Source organism: Pilimelia terevasa, assembly GCF_014647915.1.
Taxonomy (GTDB): Bacteria; Actinomycetota; Actinomycetes; order Mycobacteriales; family Micromonosporaceae; genus Pilimelia; species Pilimelia terevasa.
This window is the reverse complement of the sequence record NZ_BMQC01000006.1, coordinates 33,174-52,727: the sequence shown is the minus strand read 5'-3', so window position 1 is coordinate 52,727 and position 19,554 is coordinate 33,174. Positions and strand designations below refer to the sequence as shown.

General features: G+C 76.3%; 15 protein-coding genes and 1 pseudogene. 11 read left to right on the top strand and 5 right to left on the bottom strand.

From position 1 onward, the window contains the following. The first annotated feature begins 23 nt into the window (after positions 1-23). The 5 genes from IEY75_RS10020 (at position 24) to IEY75_RS10000 (ending at position 4,395) form a co-directional block, all read left to right on the top strand. The gene (locus tag IEY75_RS10020) at positions 24-1,136 is read left to right on the top strand and encodes a S1 family peptidase (RefSeq protein WP_229789505.1); all 1,113 of its coding nucleotides are present in this window, start codon (positions 24-26) and stop codon (positions 1,134-1,136) included. A gap of 191 nt (positions 1,137-1,327) precedes the next feature. Next, positions 1,328-2,809, top strand: a complete 1,482-nt coding sequence (gene rimO / locus IEY75_RS10015) for a 30S ribosomal protein S12 methylthiotransferase RimO (protein ID WP_189113994.1) — start codon at positions 1,328-1,330, stop codon at positions 2,807-2,809. Further along, positions 2,806-3,387 (top strand): CDP-diacylglycerol--glycerol-3-phosphate 3-phosphatidyltransferase, encoded by a 582-nt coding sequence (gene pgsA / locus IEY75_RS10010; protein WP_189113993.1) that lies wholly within the window; start codon positions 2,806-2,808, stop codon positions 3,385-3,387. Before rimO ends, pgsA begins: the two co-directional genes overlap by 4 nt. Continuing rightward, the gene (locus IEY75_RS10005; RefSeq protein WP_189113992.1) at positions 3,384-3,863 is read left to right on the top strand and encodes a CinA family protein; all 480 of its coding nucleotides are present in this window, start codon (positions 3,384-3,386) and stop codon (positions 3,861-3,863) included. Before pgsA ends, IEY75_RS10005 begins: the two co-directional genes overlap by 4 nt. Before the next feature lie 109 nt (positions 3,864-3,972). Next, a complete protein-coding gene (locus tag IEY75_RS10000; protein ID WP_189114206.1) occupies positions 3,973-4,395 on the top strand; it encodes a helix-turn-helix domain-containing protein in 423 nt (140 codons plus the stop codon). Here the strand turns inward: IEY75_RS10000 and IEY75_RS09995 are convergent, their stop codons facing one another. From IEY75_RS09995 to IEY75_RS09985, 3 genes are all read right to left on the bottom strand, one after another. Further along, a complete protein-coding gene (locus IEY75_RS09995; protein WP_189113991.1) occupies positions 4,396-5,223 on the bottom strand; it encodes a DNA-formamidopyrimidine glycosylase family protein in 828 nt (275 codons plus the stop codon). It lies immediately after the preceding gene. A 132-nt stretch (positions 5,224-5,355) separates the two neighbouring features. Then, entirely contained in the window at positions 5,356-10,026 is a 4,671-nt protein-coding gene (locus IEY75_RS09990) for an ATP-dependent helicase (protein ID WP_229789504.1), read from the bottom strand. Positions 10,027-10,132: 106 nt separating this feature from the next. Next, positions 10,133-10,771 (bottom strand): pyridoxamine 5'-phosphate oxidase family protein, encoded by a 639-nt coding sequence (locus IEY75_RS09985; protein WP_189113989.1) that lies wholly within the window; start codon positions 10,769-10,771, stop codon positions 10,133-10,135. A gap of 90 nt (positions 10,772-10,861) precedes the next feature. On the opposite strand from IEY75_RS09985, the gene IEY75_RS09980 reads away from it, so the two are divergent. The 6 genes and pseudogenes from IEY75_RS09980 to rny all read left to right on the top strand — a co-directional run bounded on the left by IEY75_RS09980 (position 10,862) and on the right by rny (position 17,865). Next, the gene (locus IEY75_RS09980) at positions 10,862-12,187 is read left to right on the top strand and encodes an aminotransferase class I/II-fold pyridoxal phosphate-dependent enzyme (RefSeq protein ID WP_189113988.1); all 1,326 of its coding nucleotides are present in this window, start codon (positions 10,862-10,864) and stop codon (positions 12,185-12,187) included. 53 nt (positions 12,188-12,240) lie between these two features. After that, a complete protein-coding gene (locus IEY75_RS09975) occupies positions 12,241-13,635 on the top strand; it encodes an MFS transporter (protein ID WP_189113987.1) in 1,395 nt (464 codons plus the stop codon). Positions 13,636-13,661: 26 nt separating this feature from the next. Next, positions 13,662-13,862: a DUF3046 domain-containing protein gene (locus IEY75_RS09970; RefSeq protein WP_189114205.1), complete on the top strand. Its 201-nt coding sequence runs from the start codon at positions 13,662-13,664 to the stop codon at positions 13,860-13,862. A 183-nt stretch (positions 13,863-14,045) separates the two neighbouring features. Then, positions 14,046-15,060 (top strand): annotated as a pseudogene (gene recA, locus IEY75_RS09965) (recombinase RecA). Positions 15,061-15,194: 134 nt separating this feature from the next. Beyond that, positions 15,195-15,908, top strand: a complete 714-nt coding sequence (locus IEY75_RS09960) for a regulatory protein RecX (RefSeq protein ID WP_189113986.1) — start codon at positions 15,195-15,197, stop codon at positions 15,906-15,908. 427 nt (positions 15,909-16,335) lie between these two features. Further along, on the top strand, positions 16,336-17,865 hold the full coding sequence (gene rny / locus IEY75_RS09955) for a ribonuclease Y (protein WP_189113985.1): 1,530 nt from the start codon (positions 16,336-16,338) through the stop codon (positions 17,863-17,865). Between the two features lie 104 nt (positions 17,866-17,969). Here the strand turns inward: rny and IEY75_RS09950 are convergent, their stop codons facing one another. Then, positions 17,970-18,836: an amino acid ABC transporter permease gene (locus tag IEY75_RS09950; protein ID WP_189113984.1), complete on the bottom strand. Its 867-nt coding sequence runs from the start codon at positions 18,834-18,836 to the stop codon at positions 17,970-17,972. 40 nt (positions 18,837-18,876) lie between these two features. After that, on the bottom strand, positions 18,877-19,551 hold the full coding sequence (locus IEY75_RS09945) for an amino acid ABC transporter permease (protein WP_189113983.1): 675 nt from the start codon (positions 19,549-19,551) through the stop codon (positions 18,877-18,879). Between the last annotated feature and the right edge of the window lie 3 nt (positions 19,552-19,554).

Genomic DNA, 19,554 nt, shown 5'->3' with positions numbered 1-19,554 from the left:
CTTCAGTCAAAGGAAGTGACGACTTGTCCCGTCGACTCCTGGCCAGCGCCGCCACCCTCGCCGCTGTTGCCTCGGCATTCACCATCGCCCCCGCGTCCGCGCAGCCGGCGGCGCCCGGCACCGTCCTGTCCGGGTACGACGCCGCGCTGACCCGCGACCTGGGCCTGGACGCGGCGGGGGCGTCCGCCCGCTGGGCCGCGCAGGAGCGGGCCAGTGAACTGGGCCGGACCATCGGCGCCCGGCTCGGCGAGCGCTTCGGCGGCGCCTGGATCGACGGCGACGTGCTCCGCGTCGCCGTCACCGACCCGCGTGCCCTGGGCACGGCGCGGTCCGCGGGCGCCGAGTCGCACGTCGTCGCGCGCAGCGCGGCCGCGCTGGACCGCATGATGAGCCGCCTGAACGGCGCGGCGCCCCCGGCCGCCGTGACCGGCTGGCACGTCGACCTGCCGACCAACCAGCTCGTCGTGACCACCACCGACGAGGCCGCCGGCCGCGCCTTCGCCGCCTCGGCGGCGGGCGTGGACCCCGCGGCGGTGCGGGTCGAGCTGACCACCGAGATGCCGCGGACCCTGGCCTCCGTGGTCGGCGGCAACGCCTACCACATGGGCAGCGGCGGCCGCTGCTCCGTCGGCTTCCCGGTCGACCGGGGCTTCGCGACGGCCGGCCACTGCGGCACCCGCGGCACCTCCACCACCGGCCCGACCGGCCGCTTCGACGGCTCCAGCTTCCCGGGCAACGACTACGCCTGGGTCACCGTCACCGGAGGCGACCGGCCGGTGGGCGCGGTCAACAACTACAAGGGCGGCACCGTGCCCGTCGCCGGGGCGAGCCCGGCCTCGACCGGCGCGACGGTGTGCCGGTCCGGGTCGACCACCGGCTGGCACTGCGGCCGGATCCACTCGTTCAACGCGACCGTGAGCTACAAGGAGGGTTCGGTCACCGGCCTCATCAAGACCGACGTGTGCGCCGAGCCCGGCGACTCCGGCGGCTCGCTGATCGCCGGCTCCCAGGCCCAGGGCGTGACCTCCGGCGGCTCCGGCAACTGCCGCTCCGGCGGGACCACCTACTTCCAGCCCATCGGCGAGATCCTGCAGGCCGGGCGCCTGCGACTGCTGACCGGCGGCCGGATCGGCTGAGTCCCGCGCGTACACGGGCCGCGTCGGTCGCCGGGTTTCCGGCGGCCGGCGCGGTTTCGTCTGTCGGGGTGGCTCCTCTGCCGGGCGCCGGAGCCCCTCCGCGCGGGCGCCCCGGACTCAGCGGACCGGTCGGAAGTCCTGCGCGCACACGGCGTGCCGGAGACGGGCGGGGCTACCGGTACCCTCGGAGGGTGCACGTACCGACTTCCCCAGACCACCCCGCGGGAGCGCACCGACGGGTCGCGCTGCTCACTCTCGGCTGTGCCCGTAATGAGGTGGATTCCGAGGAGTTGGCGGCGCGCCTGCACGCCGACGGGTGGCAGCTCAGCGAGGGCGCCGACGGCGCGGACGTCGTCGTCGTCAACACCTGCGGCTTCGTCGAGAAGGCCAAGCAGGACTCGATCGAGACCCTGCTCGCCGCGGCCGAGGGCGGCGCCCGGGTCGTCGCCGCCGGCTGCATGGCCGAGCGGTACGGCCGCGAACTCGCCCAGAGCCTCCCCGAGGCCGCCGCGGTCCTCAGCTTCGACGACTACCCCGACATCGCCGACCGGCTGCGCGGGGTGCTGGCCGGCGAGACCCACGCCGCGCACGTACCCCGGGACCGGCGCGCGCTGCTGCCGCTGACCCCCGTGGACCGCCGCGACCACGCCGTCGCGCTGCCCGGCCACGGCGACCGGCCGACGGTCGACGCCGCGACCCCCGCCCACCTGCGGCCGATCCTGCGCCACCGGCTCGACGGCGGGCCGGTGGCGTCGCTGAAGCTGGCCTCCGGCTGCGACCGGCGGTGCGCGTTCTGCGCGATCCCGTCGTTCCGCGGCGCCTTCGTCTCCCGGACGCCCGACGAACTGCTGGCCGAGGCGCACTGGCTGGCCGGCACCGGGGTCCGCGAGCTGGTCCTGGTCAGCGAGAATTCGACCTCCTACGGCAAGGACCTCGGCGACCCCCGGGCCCTGGAGAAGCTGCTGCCGCAGCTCGCGGCAATCGAGGGCATCGTCCGGGTGCGCGCCTCGTACCTCCAGCCCGCCGAGACCCGCCCCGGCCTGGTCGAGGCGATCGCCACCACGCCGGGCGTCGCCGCGTACTTCGACCTGTCGTTCCAGCACTCGGCCGAGCCGGTGCTGCGGCGGATGCGCCGCTTCGGCTCGACGGACCGCTTCCTGGAGCTGCTGGCCGGCGTCCGCGAGCTGGCGCCGGAGGCGGGGGCGCGGAGCAACTTCATCGTCGGCTTCCCCGGCGAGACCCGGGCCGATGTGGCCGAGCTGACCCGCTTCCTCACCCACGCGCGGCTCGACGCAATCGGCGTCTTCGACTACAGCGACGAGGACGGCACCGAGGCCGCCGGCCTGGACGGCAAGCTGAGCGCGGCGACGGTGCGGCGGCGGTACGGCAGGCTGCTGGGCCTGGCCGAGGAGCTGTGCGCGCAGCGGGCCGAGGAGCGGGTCGGCGGCACGGTCGAGGTCCTGGTGGACACCGTCGGCGGCGAGGTCGAGGGGCGGGCGGCGCACCAGGCGCCGGAGGTCGACGGCTCGACCACGCTGGTCGCCGGGGACGGCGGGGTCGACCTCGCGGCCCTGCGCCCGGGCGACCTGGTCCGCGCGACCGTGACCGGCAGCTACGGCGTGGACCTGGTGGCCGTCCCCGCGGAGATGGTGTCCGCGGCGGTGCGGCCGTGAGCGCCGGCACCTCGGTCGGCTCCGCGGACCAGGTGCCGCTGCGCAACCCCGCGAACGCGTTGACGGTCCTGCGGCTCGGGCTCGTCCCGGTGTTCGTCGCGCTGGTCGTCGCCTCCGACTTCACCGCCCCCGGTTGGCGGATGGCCGCCTGCGCCACGTTCGCCGCGGCCTCGTTCACCGACGTGGCCGACGGCTGGATCGCCCGCCGGTACGGGCTGGTCACCTCGTTCGGGAAGGTGGCCGACCCGATCGCGGACAAGGCGCTGACCGGCGCGGCGCTGGTGCTGCTGTCGGCGTACGGGGCGCTGCCGTGGTGGGCGACCGTCCTGATCCTCGTCCGCGAGTGGGGGGTGACCCTGCTGCGGTTCTGGGTGATCCGGCTCGGCGTCATCCCCGCCAGCCGCGGCGGCAAGGTCAAGACCGCGCTCCAGATCGTGGCGATCACCTGGTACCTGTGGCCGGTGCCGGACGCCGCGGCCTGGGTGGGGCCGTGGCTGATGGGCGCGGCCGTCGTGGCGACGGTGGCGACGGGCCTGGACTACGTGGTGCGCGTCGTGCGGCTGCGGACGGGCCGGTGAGCCCCGCCGGTGCCGCCGCCGTGGCGGCGCTGCGCGCGGCGGGCGCGACCGTGGCGGTCGCGGAGTCGCTGACGGGCGGCCGGCTCGCCGACGCGTTCGTCTCGGTGCCGGGGGCCAGCGCCGTCTTCCGCGGCGGGCTGGTGGCCTACGCCACGGACCTCAAGACCGGCCTGCTCGACGTACCCGCGGGCCTGCTCGCCGACCGGGGGCCGGTGGACCCGGACGTCGCCCGGGCGATGGCCGCGGGCGCCCGGGCGCGCTGCGCCGCCGACTGGGCGGTGGCCACGACGGGCGTGGCGGGACCGCTCGCACAGGGCGACCGGCCCGTCGGGCTGGTCCACATCGCCGTCGCGGGACCCGACGGCGCGACCCATCGGACGTGCCGGTTCGAGGGCGACCGGGACGCAATCCGAAACGCCGCGGTTGATGCCGCTTTAGTGCTTTTTCTGTCCCGGCTCTCCGCGCCCGCCGCGTGACACCCCGCCCCGCCACGCGCCAGGAAGGGTGTCGATGCGCACCCCAGGCGGTACGGTTGACCCCTGCCCGGTCGGCGGACCGGGCCTGCGCTTCACCCGGGAGGTGCGCATGGTCCTGCTGCGACGCGTGATCGGGGACGCCCTGCGCTCCCGCCGCCAGGAGCAGCAGCGCACCCTGCGCGAGGTGTCCACCGCGGCGAACGTCAGCCTCGGCTACCTGTCCGAGATCGAGCGTGGCCAGAAGGAGGCGTCCAGCGAGCTGCTGGCGTCCATCTGCGACGCCCTCGGCGCCCAGCTCTCCGAGGTCCTGCGCGAGGTGTCCGACACGGTGGCGCTCGCCGAGCGGATGCAGGGGGTGCTCGTGCCCGTGGGCGCCGATGCGCCGGCCGCCCGGCCCGCCCGCCGGACCAGAGTCACCGACGGCCAGGTGTCGGTCGCGGTCCGCCAGGAGACGCCGCTGAAGGCGACCCTGCGCACCACCCGCAACGTGCGGTCGACCCGGCCCGGCCGCGAGGTCGTCCGCGCCGCCTGATCAGCTCCCCGCCGGCGGCTGGCAGCGGGGACACCAGTAACTGACCCGGTCGCCGTGTGCGCCCTGCCGGACCGGCGTACCGCAGCGGTGGCAGGGCCGGCCGCGGCGGCCGTACACGAAGGTCAGCTCGTCCGGGCGGCGCGACCCCGTGGTGCTGCGCCGCCGGTCCCGGTTCGCCAGCAGCAGCCGGCGGGCGTCCGCGACGAGGGCGGGCAGGTCGGGTACCGCGGTCAGTGGCGCGTCCGGCGGCACCCCGTGCAGGAACAGCAGCTCCGCCGCGTACACGTTGCCGATCCCGGCCAGGTTGCGCTGGTCCCGCAGCGCGTCCACGGCCAGCGCCCCCGGCGCCGCCCGCAGCCGGCGCAGCGCCTCGGCCGCGTCGAAGTCGACGGCCAGCAGGTCGGGGCCGAGGTGGCCGACGAGGGTGTCCTCCCGCGCCGTCGGCACCAGCGCCACGTCGTGCAGGTGGTACCCGACCGCGACCGCGGACGCCCCGTGCAGCACGACGCGGATCTGGTGCGCCGGTCCGCCGGTCCACCGCTGGCCGGGCCGGTAGAGCCGCCAGGCGCCGTCCATCCGCAGGTGGGAGTGGAGGCTGTAGCCACCCTCGGTGCCCTCGGCTCCCGTGCCCTCCGCGCTCTCGGCCGCCGGTGGGTGCAGGCGCAGCAGCAGGTGCTTGCCGCGGCTGACCGCCCCGGCGACCCGCCAGCCGGCGAGGCGGTCGGTGGCGAGCTGCGGCACCCGGAAGTCCGCGCGCGCCAGCGGCCGCCCGGCCAGCGCCTCGTCCAGGCGCCGGGCGGTCTGCCACACGGTGTCGCCTTCGGGCATCCCGCCAGTGTGCCCCACCGGCCCCGGACCCGCCCGGCGTCGCCGCGGCCCGGCCGCGCCGCGGCCCCCGTGCCGGCGGTCAGTACCGGTGCGTCCGGCGGGACCGCGGGGATGTCAGAGGCCGGCCGGGTCTCAGGCGCGCAGGCGCAGGCCGCGGGGGGTGACCCGGAAGCCGGCCGCGGTCAGCGCCGTGGCCAGGGCGGTGCTGTGGATGGTGGCGCCGTCGGCCCGCTCCACCGACAGGGCGCCCAGCGCGCCGGAGCGCACGGCGTCGGCGAGGGCGGCGGCGGCCGCGGCGAGCAGGTCCGGCTCGGCGGAGAAGGACAGCAGCGTGCGCCCGCCGCGCTCGACGTACAGCGCCAGCACACCGTCCACGCAGACCACGAGCGCCCCGGCCTTGCGGCCGGCCCGGTGACCCGATCGCCCACCCCCGCCGTCGGTACCGTCGGCGGACTCGACGGCGCGCTCGGGCCAGGGCAGCGCCGCGCCGTACGGGTTGGCCGGGTCCGTCGCGGCCAGCACCCGCGCGGCGCCCCGGGCGGGCCGGTCGGCGCGCAGCCGGTCGACCGCCCCCGGCAGCGCGAACTGCGCCGCCCCCAGACCCTCCACGAAGTACCCCCGCCGCGCCGCGCCGCGCTCCTCCAGCGCCGCCAGCACCGGGTACACCGCGCCGAACCCGCCCGGCCCGCCCTCGGCCACCACGGCGCCCCGGGTGACGACGCCGTACCGCTCCAGCAGCGCGTCGGCGTAGGCGGCCGCGCGCCGGGTCGGGTCGGTCTCGCGCGGCGGGGTGCGGGACCAGCGCCCGGACATCGAGGGCGGCCCGGCCCGGCTGGGCAGCGCCACCCGGCCGGGCCGCCGGTACCGGCTCCGGCCCGGCGCGGGACGGGCGCGGTGGGCGCCGCCGGCACCGAGGGCGGCGCGCAGCGGGGCCAGGGTGTCGTTGGTGAGGTGGCCGGCCCAGACCAGGTCCCAGACGGCCGCGGCCAGCGCCGCGTCGTCGGCGGCCAGCCCGGCCCGCGCCACCCGGTCGGCGAGGTCGCGGAAGAACAGGGCGCCGTCGAGGGCGTCCAGGACCGCGTCGTGCAGCGGCGTGCGCGCCAGGGTGTCGTCCGGCGGCGGCAGCAGCGTGGCGGCGGTGTCGGCGTAGGCCAGGGCGATCCGGCCGTCGCCCCCGGCCAGCGCCCCCGCGCCGACCCAGAGCACCTCGCCGCCCGCGGTGAGGGTGTCGAGGTGGCCGGGGGAGTAGTCGGGCACGCGGGCGGGCAGGACCAGCCGCTCCAGCGCCGACGCCGGTACCGCCAGGCCCTGGAGCTGCTCGACGGCGGCCGCCACCGCCTCGACGCCGCGCCCCCGGCCGAGCTGCTGCCACGCGGGCAGGAACGTCGCCAGCGCGCGCGGCGGTACCGGCTCGATCTCCTTGCGCAGCGCGGCCAGGCTGCGGCGGCGCAGCATCCGCAGCACTTCGGCGTCGCACCACTCGGCGCCGCCCGCGTCGCTGAACTCGCCGGCCACCACCCGCCCGCGGGCGGCCAGCAGGCGCAGCCCGTGCTCGACGACCGAGACGCCGAGGCCGAAGCGCGCGGCCGCCGCGGCGGCCGCGAACGGCCCGTGGGTGCGCGCGTACCGCGCCAGCAGGTCGCCCAGGGGGTCGGCCACCGGCTCCAGGTAGGCCTGCGGCACCCCGACCGGCAGCGCCGCGCCGAGCGCGTCGCGGACCCGGGCGGCGTCCTCGACGGCCAGCCAGCGGTCCTCGCCCGCGATCCGCACCCGCAGCGCGCGGCGGGCCGCGTGCAGCGCCGCGACCCACTCCGGCGGCGCGCCCCGGGCCGCCAGTTCGGCGTCGGTGAGGTCGCCGAGGACCCGCAGCAGCTCGGCGACGTCCTCCGGGCCGCGGGGGCGGCGGCTCTCGTGCAGCCAGGCGACCTCGGCACCCGCCGCGGCGACCACCGCCGGGTCGAGCAGCTCGCGCAGCTCCACCCGACCGAGCAGCTCGCCGAGCAGGGTGGAGTCCAGGGCCAGGGCGGCGGCGCGCCGCTCGGCCAGGGGCGCGTCGCCCTCGTAGACGAAGGCGCCGAGGTACCCGAACAGCAGCGACCGGGCGAACGGCGACGGCTTCGGCGTCTCCACCTCGACCAGCCGCGTCCCGCGCCCGCCGAGCCGGCGCATGAGGCCGACCAGCTCCGGCAGGTCGAACGAGTCCTGGAGGCACTCGCGGGCCGCCTCCAGGGTGACGGGGAACTCGGGGTACTCCCGGGCGACCTCCAGCAGTTGGGCGGCGCGCTGGCGCAGTTGCCACAGCGGCTGGCGGCGGCGCGGGTCGCGGCGGGGCAGCAGCAGGGCGCGGGCGGCGCACTCCCGGAACCGGGCCGCGAACATCGCCGAAGCGCCCACCGCCTCGTGGACGACGGCCTCGATCTCGTCGGGGTCGAACACGACCAGGTCGGCGCCCGGGGGCTCGTCGGTGGTGTCGGGCAGGCGGACCACGATGCCGTCGTCGGCGGGCAGCACCTGCGCGTCCACCCCGTACCGCTCCCGCAGGCGCGCGCCGACCGCCAGCGCCCAGGGCGCGTTGACCTTGGCGCCGAGGACGCAGTGGACGGCCAGCCGCCAGTCGCCCAGCTCGTCCCGGAACCGCTCGACCACGACCGTCCGGTCGTCGGGCAGGTGCCGGACGGCCGCGCGCTGGTCCCGCAGGTAGGCCAGGAGGTTGTCGGCGGCCCAGGCGTCGAGACCCGCGGCGCGCAGGGAGTCCGCCGCCTCGGTGTCCGACGCGCGGGACAGGGCCCGGATCCGGGCGCCGATCGCCGTGCCCAGCTCGACGGGCCGGCCCGGGCTGTCGCCCTTCCAGAAGGGCATCCGCGCGGCCTGGCCGGGCGCGGGCGAGACCAGGACCCGGTCGGGCGTGATGTCCTCGATCCGCCACGAGGAGGAGCCGAGCAGGAAGACGTCCCCGACGCGGGACTCGTAGACCATCTCCTCGTCCAGCTCGCCGACCCGGGCGGCCCGCTCGGCGCCGGCCAGGAACACGCCGAACAGTCCCCGGTCGGGGATCGTGCCGCCGGAGGTGACGGCCAGCCGCTGCGCCCCCGGCCGGCCGGTCACCCGGTCGGTGGCGCGGTCCCAGACCAGGCGCGGCCGCAGCTCGGCGAAGGCCGTCGAGGGGTACCGGCCGGCGAGCATGTCCAGGACGGCGTGCAGCGCCGAGTCGGGCAGGGCGGCGTACGGGGCGGCCCGGCGGACCAGCGCGGCCAGGTCGTCGACGGACCACTCGTCCAGCGCGACCATCGCCACGATCTGCTGGGCGAGGACGTCCAGCGGGTTGCGGGGGTACCGCAGCTCCTCGATCCGGCCGGCGACCATCCGGTCGGCGACCACCGCGCACGAGACCAGGTCGCCCCGGTGCTTGGGGAAGACCACGCCGCGCGAGACCGCGCCCACCTGGTGGCCGGCGCGGCCGACCCGCTGCAGGCCGGCGGCGACGCTCGGCGGCGCCTCGATCTGGACCACCAGGTCGACCGCGCCCATGTCGATGCCCAGCTCCAGGCTGGACGTGGCGACGACCGCCGGCAGGAGGCCGGCCTTGAGGGACTCCTCGATCTGCTTGCGCTCCTCGCGCGAGACGCTGCCGTGGTGGGCGCGGGCGACGGCGGCCGGCGCGCCGGCCGCCACCCCGGACTGCGCGAGGATCTCCGCGGGCATCCCACCCGACCGGCCGGCCGCGGCCTCCTCTGGCGGCGGGGCCGCCCGCCCGTCGGCCGGGGCCGGCTGCCCTTCGGGCGGGGCCGGCGGCCCCTCGGGCGGGGCCGCCCGCTCGGCGGCGATCTCGTTGAGCCGGGCGCACAGGCGCTCGGCGCCGCGGCGCGAGTTGGCGAACACGATGGTCGACCGGTGCGCCTGGATCAGGTCCAGCACCCGTTCCTCGATGGCCGGCCAGATGGACGCGCGGCGGGGTCCGGTGTCGTCGTCGGCGGCGTCGAGGGCGGTCAGGTCCTCGACCGGCACCTGTACGGACAGGTCGAACGTCTTGGCCGCGGGCGGCTGCACGACGGTCACCGGCGCGGCGCCGCCGAGGAAGCGCGCTACCTCCTCGATCGGCCGTACCGTCGCCGACAGCCCGATCCGCTGGGCCGGCCGCGGCAGCAGCGCGTCCAGCCGCTCCAGCGTCACCGCCAGGTGGGCGCCGCGCTTGGTGGCAGCCACGGCGTGGACCTCGTCGACGATGACCGTCTCGACGCCGGCCAGCGCCTCCCGGGCGGAGGAGGTCAGCAGCAGGAACAGCGACTCGGGAGTGGTGATGAGGATGTCCGGCGGCGCCTTGGCGAACCCCCGCCGCTCCTCGGCCGGGGTGTCGCCGGTGCGCATCCCGACGGTGATGTCCGGCGGCGCGGTGCCGAGGCGGGCGGCCGCCTGGCGGATGCCGGCCAGCGGCCCGCGCAGGTTGCGCTCGACATCGACCGCCAGCGCCTTGAGCGGGCTGACGTACAGCACCCGGCAGCGCGCGGTCGGCGCGGCCGGCACGGGCGTGTGCGCCAGCCGGTCCAGCGACCACAGGAACGCCGCCAGGGTCTTGCCGGAGCCGGTGGGCGCGACGACCAGCGCGTGCCGGCCGGCGGCGATCGCCGCCCACGCCCCGGTCTGCGCGGGGGTGGGCGCGGCGAAGGCGCCGTCGAACCACGCCCGCGTGGCGGCCCCGAACCGCCCGCCGTCGAATCCCCCGACAGCGGCGCCCGCGGCGCCCCCGGACCCGGCATCCCCCGCGTCGCGCCCCTCGGCGCCCGACCGTCCCCGCACTCCCGTCACCCGACCCATCCTGCCCGGTACCCCCGACACCCGCCCGCGCCTGGCGCGCGACCGCGGGGCACGACGCCCGGGAAGCAGGCCGGATTCCGGGCGGCGCGGCGGGGGATCAGCTCGGCAGGTAGGCGGGTGCCGGCGCGGCGGTCCCGGCGTCCGGGACCGGGGTGCCCGGGGTCAGGCGCAGCGGCACCACGCCGGCCCAGTGCGGCAGGTCGAGGTCCTCCGGGTCGTCGGCGGGGGCGCCCGCGCGGGACTTGAGCGAGACCTCGGTGAGCTCCAGCCGCAGCAGCGCGGTCTGGGCGTGCTCCCGGGGGCTGACGCCGCGGGAGTCCGCCGCCCGTCCCGGGCCGAGCTTGTCGACCAGCGCGGCGAACGCCCGGTCCCGCTCGGCCGCCTCGGTCACCGGCGCGGCGGTGCCGTGCGCGACCACGCAGCGGAAGTTGGCGCTGTGGTGGAACTGCGAGCGCGCGTACACCAGCCCGTCCAGCAGCGTCACCGCCAGGCACACCCGCAGGCCGCCCGCGGCGCGGGCGGCGAGCATCGGCCCGCTGCCGGTGGAGCCGTGCAGGTAGACGGTCTCGCCCAGGCGTACGTGCATGGTCGGCAACTGGGCCGGCGCGCCGTCGGCGACGAAGGCGAGGTGGCAGTACCACGCCTCGTCCAGGACCGCGTGGACGGCCGCGCGGTCGTAGCCGACCCGGTCCCGGAGCCGGTGCGGGGTCGTGGCGGCGGTGACGGGGTAGGTCATGACGGTCCCTTCCGCGGAGACAGGCCGGCCGCATCCGTCGAGGAGCAAGCGGTGCTGCCAGCAATTTTGTTCTGGTACAATCTGGCAACTGTGGCAGAACAATATCAGTTCACCGGTGACAGCGCATCCACCGTCGCGGCCGGCATCGAGGCCGGCGTGCGCCGCGGCGACCTGCCGCCCGGCACCGCGCTGCCCCCGGTCCGGGCGCTGGCCGGACAGCTCGGCCTCGCCGCCGGCACGGTCGCCAGGGCGTATGCCGACCTGCGGCAGCGCGGCATCGTCGAGACCGCCGGCCGGCACGGGACCCGGATCCGCCCCCGGCCGCCGATCGCCGCCGCCCCCGTCGCCACGCCGACCCCCGCGGGCCTGCGCGACCACGCCGCCGGGGAGCCCGACCCCGCGCTGCTGCCCGACCTCGGCCCCGCGCTGCGCGCCCTGGCCGCCGCCCCCGCCCCCGCCAACTACGCGCAGGGCGGCCCGCTGCCCGCACTGTGCGCCGCCGCCCGCGCGCGGCTCGCCGCCGACGGCGTACCCGCCGACCACCTCGCCGTCACCGCCGGGGCGCTGGACGCGATCGACCGGCTGCTCTCCGCCCACCTGCGGCCCGGCGACCGGGTCGCCGTCGAGGACCCGGGCTGGGGCCGGTTCCACGACCTCATCGCGGCCCTCGGCCTCGTCGCCGTGCCGCTGCCCGTGGACGACGACGGCCCCACCGTCGCGGGCCTGCGCCGCGCCCTCGCCGAGCGGCCGTCCTGCGTCCTGGTGACCAGCCGCGCCCACAACCCCACCGGGGCCGCCCTCACCGCCGCCCGCGCCGCCGCCCTCCAGGCGCTGCTGCGCCCGCACCCGCACATCCTCACCATCGACGACGACCACTCGGCCGAGCTGGCCACCACACCCCTGTGCCTGCTCGGGGGCGGGGACGGCGCGTGGGCGTACGTCCGGTCCACCGCCAAGCCGTACGGCCCCGACCTGCGGCTGGCGGTCGTGGCCGGCGACGCCGCCACCGTCGCCCGCGTGGCCGGCCGGATGAACCTGGGCTCGGGGTGGGTGTCGACGCTGCTGCAGCGGATCGTCCTGCACCTGTGGCAGGACCCCGCGGCCGCCGCCGCGGTGGACCGCGCCCGCGCCGCGTACGCCGACCGCCGTCGGCTCCTGCACGACGCCCTCGCCGTCCACGGCGTGGCCGCCCACGGCCGCACCGGCCTGAACCTGTGGATCCCCGTCGCCGACGAGGCGCACGCCGTCACCGTCCTGCGCGACCGCGGGTACCAGGTCTCGGCGGGCTCCCGGTACCGGCTCGGCGCCCCGCCCGGGATCCGGGTCACGATCAGCACCCTCACGGCGGCCGACGCGCCCGCGCTCGCCGCCGCCGTGGCCGCCGCGGCGGCCCGCCCGCGGGCCTCCGGCGTGTGACCCCGCCCCCGCCCGGATACGATCGCGCGCCGGACCACAGCGAGAGGCCCCGCATGACCACGGACGCACTCCACCGGCGCACCATGCGCCTGCTTTTCTGCACCCAGATCCTCGGTGCCGTGGGCGTCGCCATCGGCATCTCCGTCGGCGCGCTGCTCACCTCGCAGATCGCCGGGACCCGGCTGTCCGGCCTCGCGCAGAGCGGCGCCGTCGTCGGCGGCGCCCTGCTCGCGATCCCGGTCACCCGCGTGACCGCCGCCCGCGGCCGCCGGCCGGGCCTGGTCCTGGCCTACGCGGTGGGCGCGGTGGGGGCGCTGCTCACGGTGGCCGGCGCCACCCTCGTGTCGGTACCGCTGCTGTTCGGCGGCCTGGTCCTGTTCGGCGGCGGCACGACCGCCAACCTCCAGGCCCGGTACGCCGCCGTGGACCTCGCCCCCGCCGACCGCCGCGGGCGGCACCTCTCGCTGATCGTGTGGGCGACCACGCTCGGCGCGGTCGCCGCGCCGCTGCTGGCGCCGCTGGCCGACCGGCTGGTCGGCGGGCTGAGCCTGGCTCCCCTCAGCGGCCCCTTCGTGGTCAGCGCGGTCGCCTTCGTCGTCGGCGGGTCGACCCTGTTCGTCCTGCTGCGCCCCGACCCGCTCCTGGCCGCGCGCGCCGCGGCCGCAACGGAGGCGGCCGCGCCGACCGCGCCGACCGGCACGCCTGCGGTGGCTGGCACGCCCACGGTGGCCGCCGTGTCCGGGGGGCCCGCCGTTTCGGTCGCTTCCCCGCCGGCCGGGCGGGCCGTCGCGCCCGCGGGGTGCGGCACGGCCGCGGAGTCCGGGGCGCCAGCGGAGACCGCGGCGGCGCCCCGGATCGGTATGCGGGCGGCGTTCGCGGTCGTGGTGGCCGAGCCGTACGCCCGCCTCGGGATCGGTGCCGTCGCGCTCGGCCACCTCGTGATGGTCGGGGTCATGGCCATGACCCCGGTCCACCTCGGCGCCCACCACCACCCCGACGACGTCCTCGCGGTCGTCGGCGTCGTGCTGTCGCTGCACATCGCCGGCATGTACGCGCTGTCCCCGCTGGTCGGCCTGCTCGCCGACCGGATCGGCCGCTGCCCCGTCGTCGGCCTCGGCGCCGTGGTCCTCGCCGCCGCCTGCCTCGCCGCGGCCACCGCCGGCCACGACACCACCCGGCTCGCCGTGGCCCTCACCCTGCTGGGGTTCGGCTGGTCGGGCACGATGGTGGCCGGCTCGACGATGCTGACCGAACACGTGCCGCTCGCCGTGCGGCCGGCCGCGCAGGGCCTGTCCGACCTGATCATGGGTCTGGCCGGCGCCGGCGCCGGCGCGGTCAGCGGCTTCGTCGTCGCGGGCTGGGACTACCGGGCGCTGGCCCTGGCCGCGGCGCTGGCCACGGTGCCGCTGGCGCTGTGGACGCTGCGCCCGGGCCGGGTGCGGACCTGACCGTCGACGGCGAGGAGGAGGCACGGGTGCGGCTCACGGACTTCTGGCAGCGGCTGGACGAGGTGTTCGGGCCGGGGTACGCCGCCAGCGTCGCGGCGGACCAGGTCCTGCTGCAGCTCGGCGGCCGGACCGTCGTCCAGGCCCTCGACGAGGGGGTGCCGACGGTCACCGTGTGGCGGGCCGTGTGCGCCGCCTACCCCGACCGGGTGCCGCCGAAGCTGCGTTGACCTGCGCTTTTGTGGACTCCCGCGGGTTTCGCTTACGATCGAACACATGTTCGGTTACTGTCCACACCAGGACGTGTGTCCACAGGTACCCGCCGGCCGCCCGTCATTTCGTCGGACCCACCGCCTAGCGTGGCCCGCGTGACGAAACGACCGGCGAAATCGGCGACCTCAGGGGTGGCAGGCATGACGGCAGGCCCGGACCGGGCACGGGCGCTGGATCTCGCGCTCGCCCAGATCGACAAGCAGTTCGGCAAGGGTTCGGTGATGCGGCTGGGGGAGCGGCCCGTCGTCCAGACCTCGGTGATCCCCACCGGCTCCATCGCGCTGGACGTCGCCCTCGGCGTCGGCGGCCTGCCCCGCGGCCGGGTGGTGGAGGTGTACGGCCCGGAGAGCAGCGGCAAGACCACGGTGGCGCTGCACGCCGTGGCCAACGCGCAGAAGGCGGGCGGGATCGCGGCGTTCATCGACGCCGAGCACGCGCTCGACCCCGACTACGCCAAGGCGCTCGGCGTCGACACCGACGCGATGCTCGTGGCTGGAGATCACGGACATGTTGATCCGCTCCGGCGCCATCGACATCATCGTCATCGACTCGGTGGCGGCGCTGGTGCCGCGCGCCGAGATCGAGGGCGAGATGGGCGACAGCCATGTCGGCCTCCAGGCCCGCCTGATGAGCCAGGCGCTGCGGAAGATCACCGGTGTGCTCAGCAACACCGGCACCACGGCGATCTTCATCAACCAGCTCCGCGAGAAGATCGGCGTGATGTTCGGCTCGCCGGAGACGACCACCGGCGGCCGCGCGCTGAAGTTCTACTCCTCGGTGCGGCTGGACGTGCGCCGGATCGAGGCGCTCAAGGACGGCACCGACGTCGTCGGCAACCGCACCCGCGTCAAGGTCGTGAAGAACAAGGTCGCGGCGCCGTTCAAGCAGGCGGAGTTCGACATCCTCTACGGCAAGGGGATCTCGCGGGAGGGCTCGCTGATCGATGTCGGCGTGGAGCAGAGCATCATCCGCAAGTCGGGTGCCTGGTACACGTACGAGGGCGACCAGCTCGGCCAGGGCAAGGAGAACTCCCGCAACTTCCTGAAGGAGAACCCCGACATCGCCGCCGAGATCGAGAAGAAGATCTTCGAGAAGCTCGGGGTCGGTACGGCCACCGACGAGGCCGGCGGCCCGGACGCCCCGGTCGACTTCTGAAACTCCGCCGAGGACCACATGACCCGGCAGGCCCACAATCCGGCAGCAACGCGCAACCGGGCAGCAACGCGCGACCAGGCAGTGACGTGGTCGGACGGTGACGTGGTCCGACAGCTACCCGACCGGGCGGTGACGTGACCGGGCGGGCACGCGGCGCCCGCCGAGGGCGCGGCTGGGACGCCGCCCCGCCGTCGGCGGCCGCTGCCCCGCCGTCCGACCCGGCCCCCGGGCAGGACCGCGCCCGGGGGCGCGCCGCCGGCCGCGCGGGCGGGAGCGACCGCGCGGGCGGGGGCGGCGACCGTCCCTCGCTGGAGCGGGATCCGGCGGAGTTCGCCCGCGACATCTGTCTGCGCCAGCTCGCGGCACGGCCGCGGACCCGCGCCGAACTGGCGCGGGCGCTGCGGGGCAAGGGCGTGCCCGACGACGTCGCGGAGCCGATCCTGGAGCGGTACGCCGAGGTCGGCATGATCGACGACGCGGCGTTCGCCCAGGCGTGGGTGACCAGCCGCCACCAGGGTCGGGGGCTGGCGCGGCGGGCGCTGGTGCAGGAGCTGCGGCAGCGGGGCGTCTCCACCGACGACGCCGCCGAGGCACTGTCCGGGCTGGACACCGAGACCGAGACCACCACCGCCCGCGCGCTGGTCCGGCGGCGCCTGCGCGCCGTGGCCCGGCTGGAGTACCAGGCCGCGTTCCGGCGCCTGGTCTCCATGCTGGCCCGCAAGGGGTATCCGGCCGGCATCGCCGTGGCGGTGGTCCGGGAGGAGCTGGCTGCCGTCGCCGACGAGGCCGGGGCGTGGGACGGCGTCGAGGCACCCGACGACGACGCCTGGGACCCGGCGGCGGGGTAGCGCGCGACGGCGACGCGAGCTCGCCCGCGGCGGCACGGCGACCACCGGCCGTGTGGACGACGGACCGGCGCCACCGCCGGGGCAGCGCCACTGCCTCACCGGAACCAGACCCGCCGCCATGCGGTTCCGGTGATGGCGACCAGCCGTCGCGCCCACCCGCGTCCGCGCCGCCGCCGAAATCACGCCTTCTTGACCGGCTCCCGTTCGGGTCCTAGTCTCGCGTTACCACGCTGTACCCCGACCGATCCGCGTCACCCCCAGGCCCGCCACCGCCGCCAGGATCCGCGCGGCCGCCAGCGTGGACAGTCCTCCGTGCACGCGCCCGGACCCGGCCGCCACCGGCGGCCCGCGCCGCGCTCGGCCGTGGGCTGCCGCCACCGAAGCTGCGCCCGCCCCGGGCCGCAGACACCTGCCGGAGGGGGAGCGGATGCCGGACCGCGAATGGGCCCTCGTCGGCGCGTTGGTCCTCGTGGTGATCCTGGGGCTGAGCGGCCTGGTGGTGGCACTGCGGCTCATCCGCGGCCTGACCGTGCGCGCGACGTCGGCGGCCGAGGGCGAGCTGATGGCCGCCCGGGTGGACGCGCACCGCATCCTCGACGCCGCCCGCGTCGAGGCCAAGGCCGTCCGGGACCAGACCGGCGAACTGGCCCGCCGGGCCGAGCGGCTCGAACGCCAGGAGCACCTGCACAGCCAGGCGGCCCAGCGACTCGCCGCCCGCGAGCAGCGACTTGTCGGGGTGGAGGAGTCACTGGCCGAGCGGCGGGCGCAGGTGACGGTCCGCGACGCCGCCCTCGGCGACGCGGAAGGCCGGCTGCGCCGCGAGTTGGAGCGCGTGGCCGGGCTCACGGCCGTCGCCGCGCGCGCCGAGCTGATGGGGACGATCACCCGGCAGGCCCGCCGCGACGGCGCGGTACTGGCCCGGCAGATCGAGGAGGAGGCGCGGGCGTCCGCCGAGACGCGGGCGCGGCAGGTCGTCGTGGAGGCCATCCAGCGGGTGGCCAGCGAGCAGACGGCGGAGAGCGTCGTCAGCGTGCTGCACCTGCCCGGCGACGAGATGAAGGGCCGGATCATCGGGCGGGAGGGCCGCAACATCCGGGCGTTCGAGACGGTCACGGGCGTGAATCTGATCATCGACGACACCCCGGAGGCCGTGCTGCTGTCCTGCTTCGACCCGGTCCGCCGCGAGGTCGGCCGGGTCACGCTGGAGAAGCTGGTCGCCGACGGCCGGATCCACCCGCACCGGATCGAGGAGGTGTGTGCCCAGGCCCGCCACGAGGTGGACCGCCGGTGCGTGCAGGCCGCCGAGGACGCGCTCGTCGCGGTCGGCATCACCGACCTGCACCCGGAGCTGGTGACCCTGCTGGGTCGGCTGCGGTACCGGACCAGCTACGGGCAGAACGTCCTCAAGCATCTCGTGGAGTCCGCGCACATCGCCGGCGTCATGGCCGCCGAGCTGGGGCTGGCACCGGCGTTGGTCAAGCGGTGCGCGTTCCTGCACGACATCGGCAAGGCGCTGACCCACGAGGTGGAGGGCAGCCACGCGATCGTCGGGGCCGAGGTCGCGCGCCGGTTCGGGGAGGCGCCGGAGGTGGTCCACGCGATCGAGGCGCACCACGACGAGGTCCTGCCGCGGACCGTGGAGGCGGTCCTGACGCAGGCCAGCGACGCCTGCTCCGGCGGGCGGCCCGGCGCGCGCCGGGAGAGCCTGGAGGCGTACGTGCAGCGGCTCGCCCGGATCGAGGAGATCGCCGGGGCCAGGGCGGGCGTGGACAAGGTGTTCGCCATGCAGGCCGGCCGCGAGGTGCGGGTGATGGTGCGGCCGGAGGATGTCGACGACGCCAGCGCCCACCTGCTCGCGCGCGACGTGGCCCGGCAGATCGAGGAGGAGCTGACCTACCCGGGCCAGATCCGGGTCACGGTCATCCGCGAGTCCCGGGTCACCGAGATCGCCCGCTGACCGCCTGCCACTCAGGGCTGGACCGCACCCGAAGGACTACTCGAACCTGTCCACCCGGTTCTGGCCGGGCGTCGGCTGCTGCGCGGGTCAGTGGCGTCGGGGAGTCAGGCGGCGGCGGTGCCCAGGTCCTGGACCGGGGCGATCCGGACGGTCGTCCTGCCCGTGCGGGTCGTGCGCCGGTCCAGCCAGCCCGCGAACCACGTCAGCACGCTGTTGATGGCGATGTAGATGGCCGCCACGACGATCGCCGCCTGCATCACGTTGCCGTAGTTGGCCGACAGGACGTTGACGCCCTGCTGGAGCAGTTCGGGGTAGGCGATGATGTAGCCGAGCGCGGTGTCCTTGAGTAGGACGACGAGCTGGCTGACGATCACCGGCAGCATCGACCGGGCCGCCTGCGGCACCAGGATGTGCGTCATCACCTGGGACTTGCGCAGCCCCAGGGCGTACCCGGCCTCGGACTGGCCCGCCGGTACCGCCCGGATCCCGGCCCGGAAGGCCTCGGCGAGCACCGATCCGTTGTAGAGGGTCAGGCCGATGACGACTGCCCAGAAGGCGGGGAACGGGGCTCCGGTGATGAACGGCACGCCGTACGAGAGGAAGAAGATCATCAGGAGGAGCGGGACGGCGCGGCAGAACTCGACCACGACGCCGGCCGGCACGCTGACGGCGGCATGGGCGGACAGCCGCCCGACGGAGAAGATCACGCCGAAGGCGAGCGCCAGCACCATCGCCACGGCCGCCGCGCTGATCGTGCCCCACAGTCCGGGCAGGATGAAGTCGATCCAGGTGGCGCTCTTGAGGAACGGCTTCCACAGGGCCGGCGCCCACTGGCCCTTCTCGTCGAACTGCACGTAGACGTACCAGAGCAGGGCCGCGGTCAGGAGGCTGAAACCGACCGTCAGCAGCCGGTTGCGGATCCGGGCGCGCGGGCCGGGGTGGTCGTAGAGCATGGTGCTGGTGGCGCTCATCGCGTCGACTCCCGGTCTGCGCTGGTGGCGGGGGATCGGGTCATCGGCGCACCGCCAGGCGGTTGCCGAGCCAGTTGAACAGGTAGCCGGTGGGCACGAGCAGGGCCACGAAGATGCCGGCGAAGACCAGGAAGATCGGGATCACGACGTTGCCGTTGTCGTTGATGAGCTGCTTCATCGCGTTGGCGGACTCGGCGAGGCCGATCGTGCCGACGATGGTGGCGTTCTTGGTGAGGGCGATGAGGATGCTGCCCAGCGGCGCGACGACGGCGCGGCCCGCCTGCGGCAGGATGACCAGCCGCAGCGTCTGGCCGAACGTGAGCCCGATGGCGCGGGCGGCCTCGGCCTGGCCGGGGGGCACGGTGTTGATGCCGGACCGGATCGCCTCGCAGACGAACGCCGCCGTGTACGCCGACAGGCCGAGGACGCCCAGCCAGAAGACGTTGAGGTCCAGGTCGGAGGACAGCTCGACGCTGAGCGTGGTGTAGAGGCCGAAGTAGCAGAAGAAGACGACCAGCGTGAGCGGCGTGTTGCGGAAGGTGTTGACCCACGTGGTGCCGATTCCGCGCAGGACCGGTACGGGCGACACCCGCATACCCGCGAGGAGCACGCCCAGCACCAGCGCGAGTACGCCGGACGCGCCGGTCAGCTTGAGGATCCAGGCGAAGCCCGTGAGGACGGCCTGCTGCACATCCGGTTGGCTGAAGATGTCCATCCA

Excerpts from the sequence above, each read along its gene's own strand:
- IEY75_RS10000 (WP_189114206.1), top strand. The coding sequence starts at position 3,973 with ATGGTCCTGCTGCGACGCGTGATCGGGGACGCCCTGCGCTCCCGCCGC.
- IEY75_RS09995 (WP_189113991.1), bottom strand. The coding sequence starts at position 5,223 with ATGCCCGAAGGCGACACCGTGTGGCAGACCGCCCGGCGCCTGGACGAG.
- IEY75_RS09985 (WP_189113989.1), bottom strand. The coding sequence starts at position 10,771 with ATGACCTACCCCGTCACCGCCGCCACGACCCCGCACCGGCTCCGGGAC.
- IEY75_RS09975 (WP_189113987.1), top strand. The coding sequence starts at position 12,241 with ATGACCACGGACGCACTCCACCGGCGCACCATGCGCCTGCTTTTCTGC.
- rny (WP_189113985.1), top strand. The coding sequence starts at position 16,336 with ATGCCGGACCGCGAATGGGCCCTCGTCGGCGCGTTGGTCCTCGTGGTG.
- IEY75_RS09950 (WP_189113984.1), bottom strand. The coding sequence starts at position 18,836 with ATGAGCGCCACCAGCACCATGCTCTACGACCACCCCGGCCCGCGCGCC.
- IEY75_RS09945 (WP_189113983.1), bottom strand. The coding sequence starts at position 19,551 with ATGGACATCTTCAGCCAACCGGATGTGCAGCAGGCCGTCCTCACGGGC.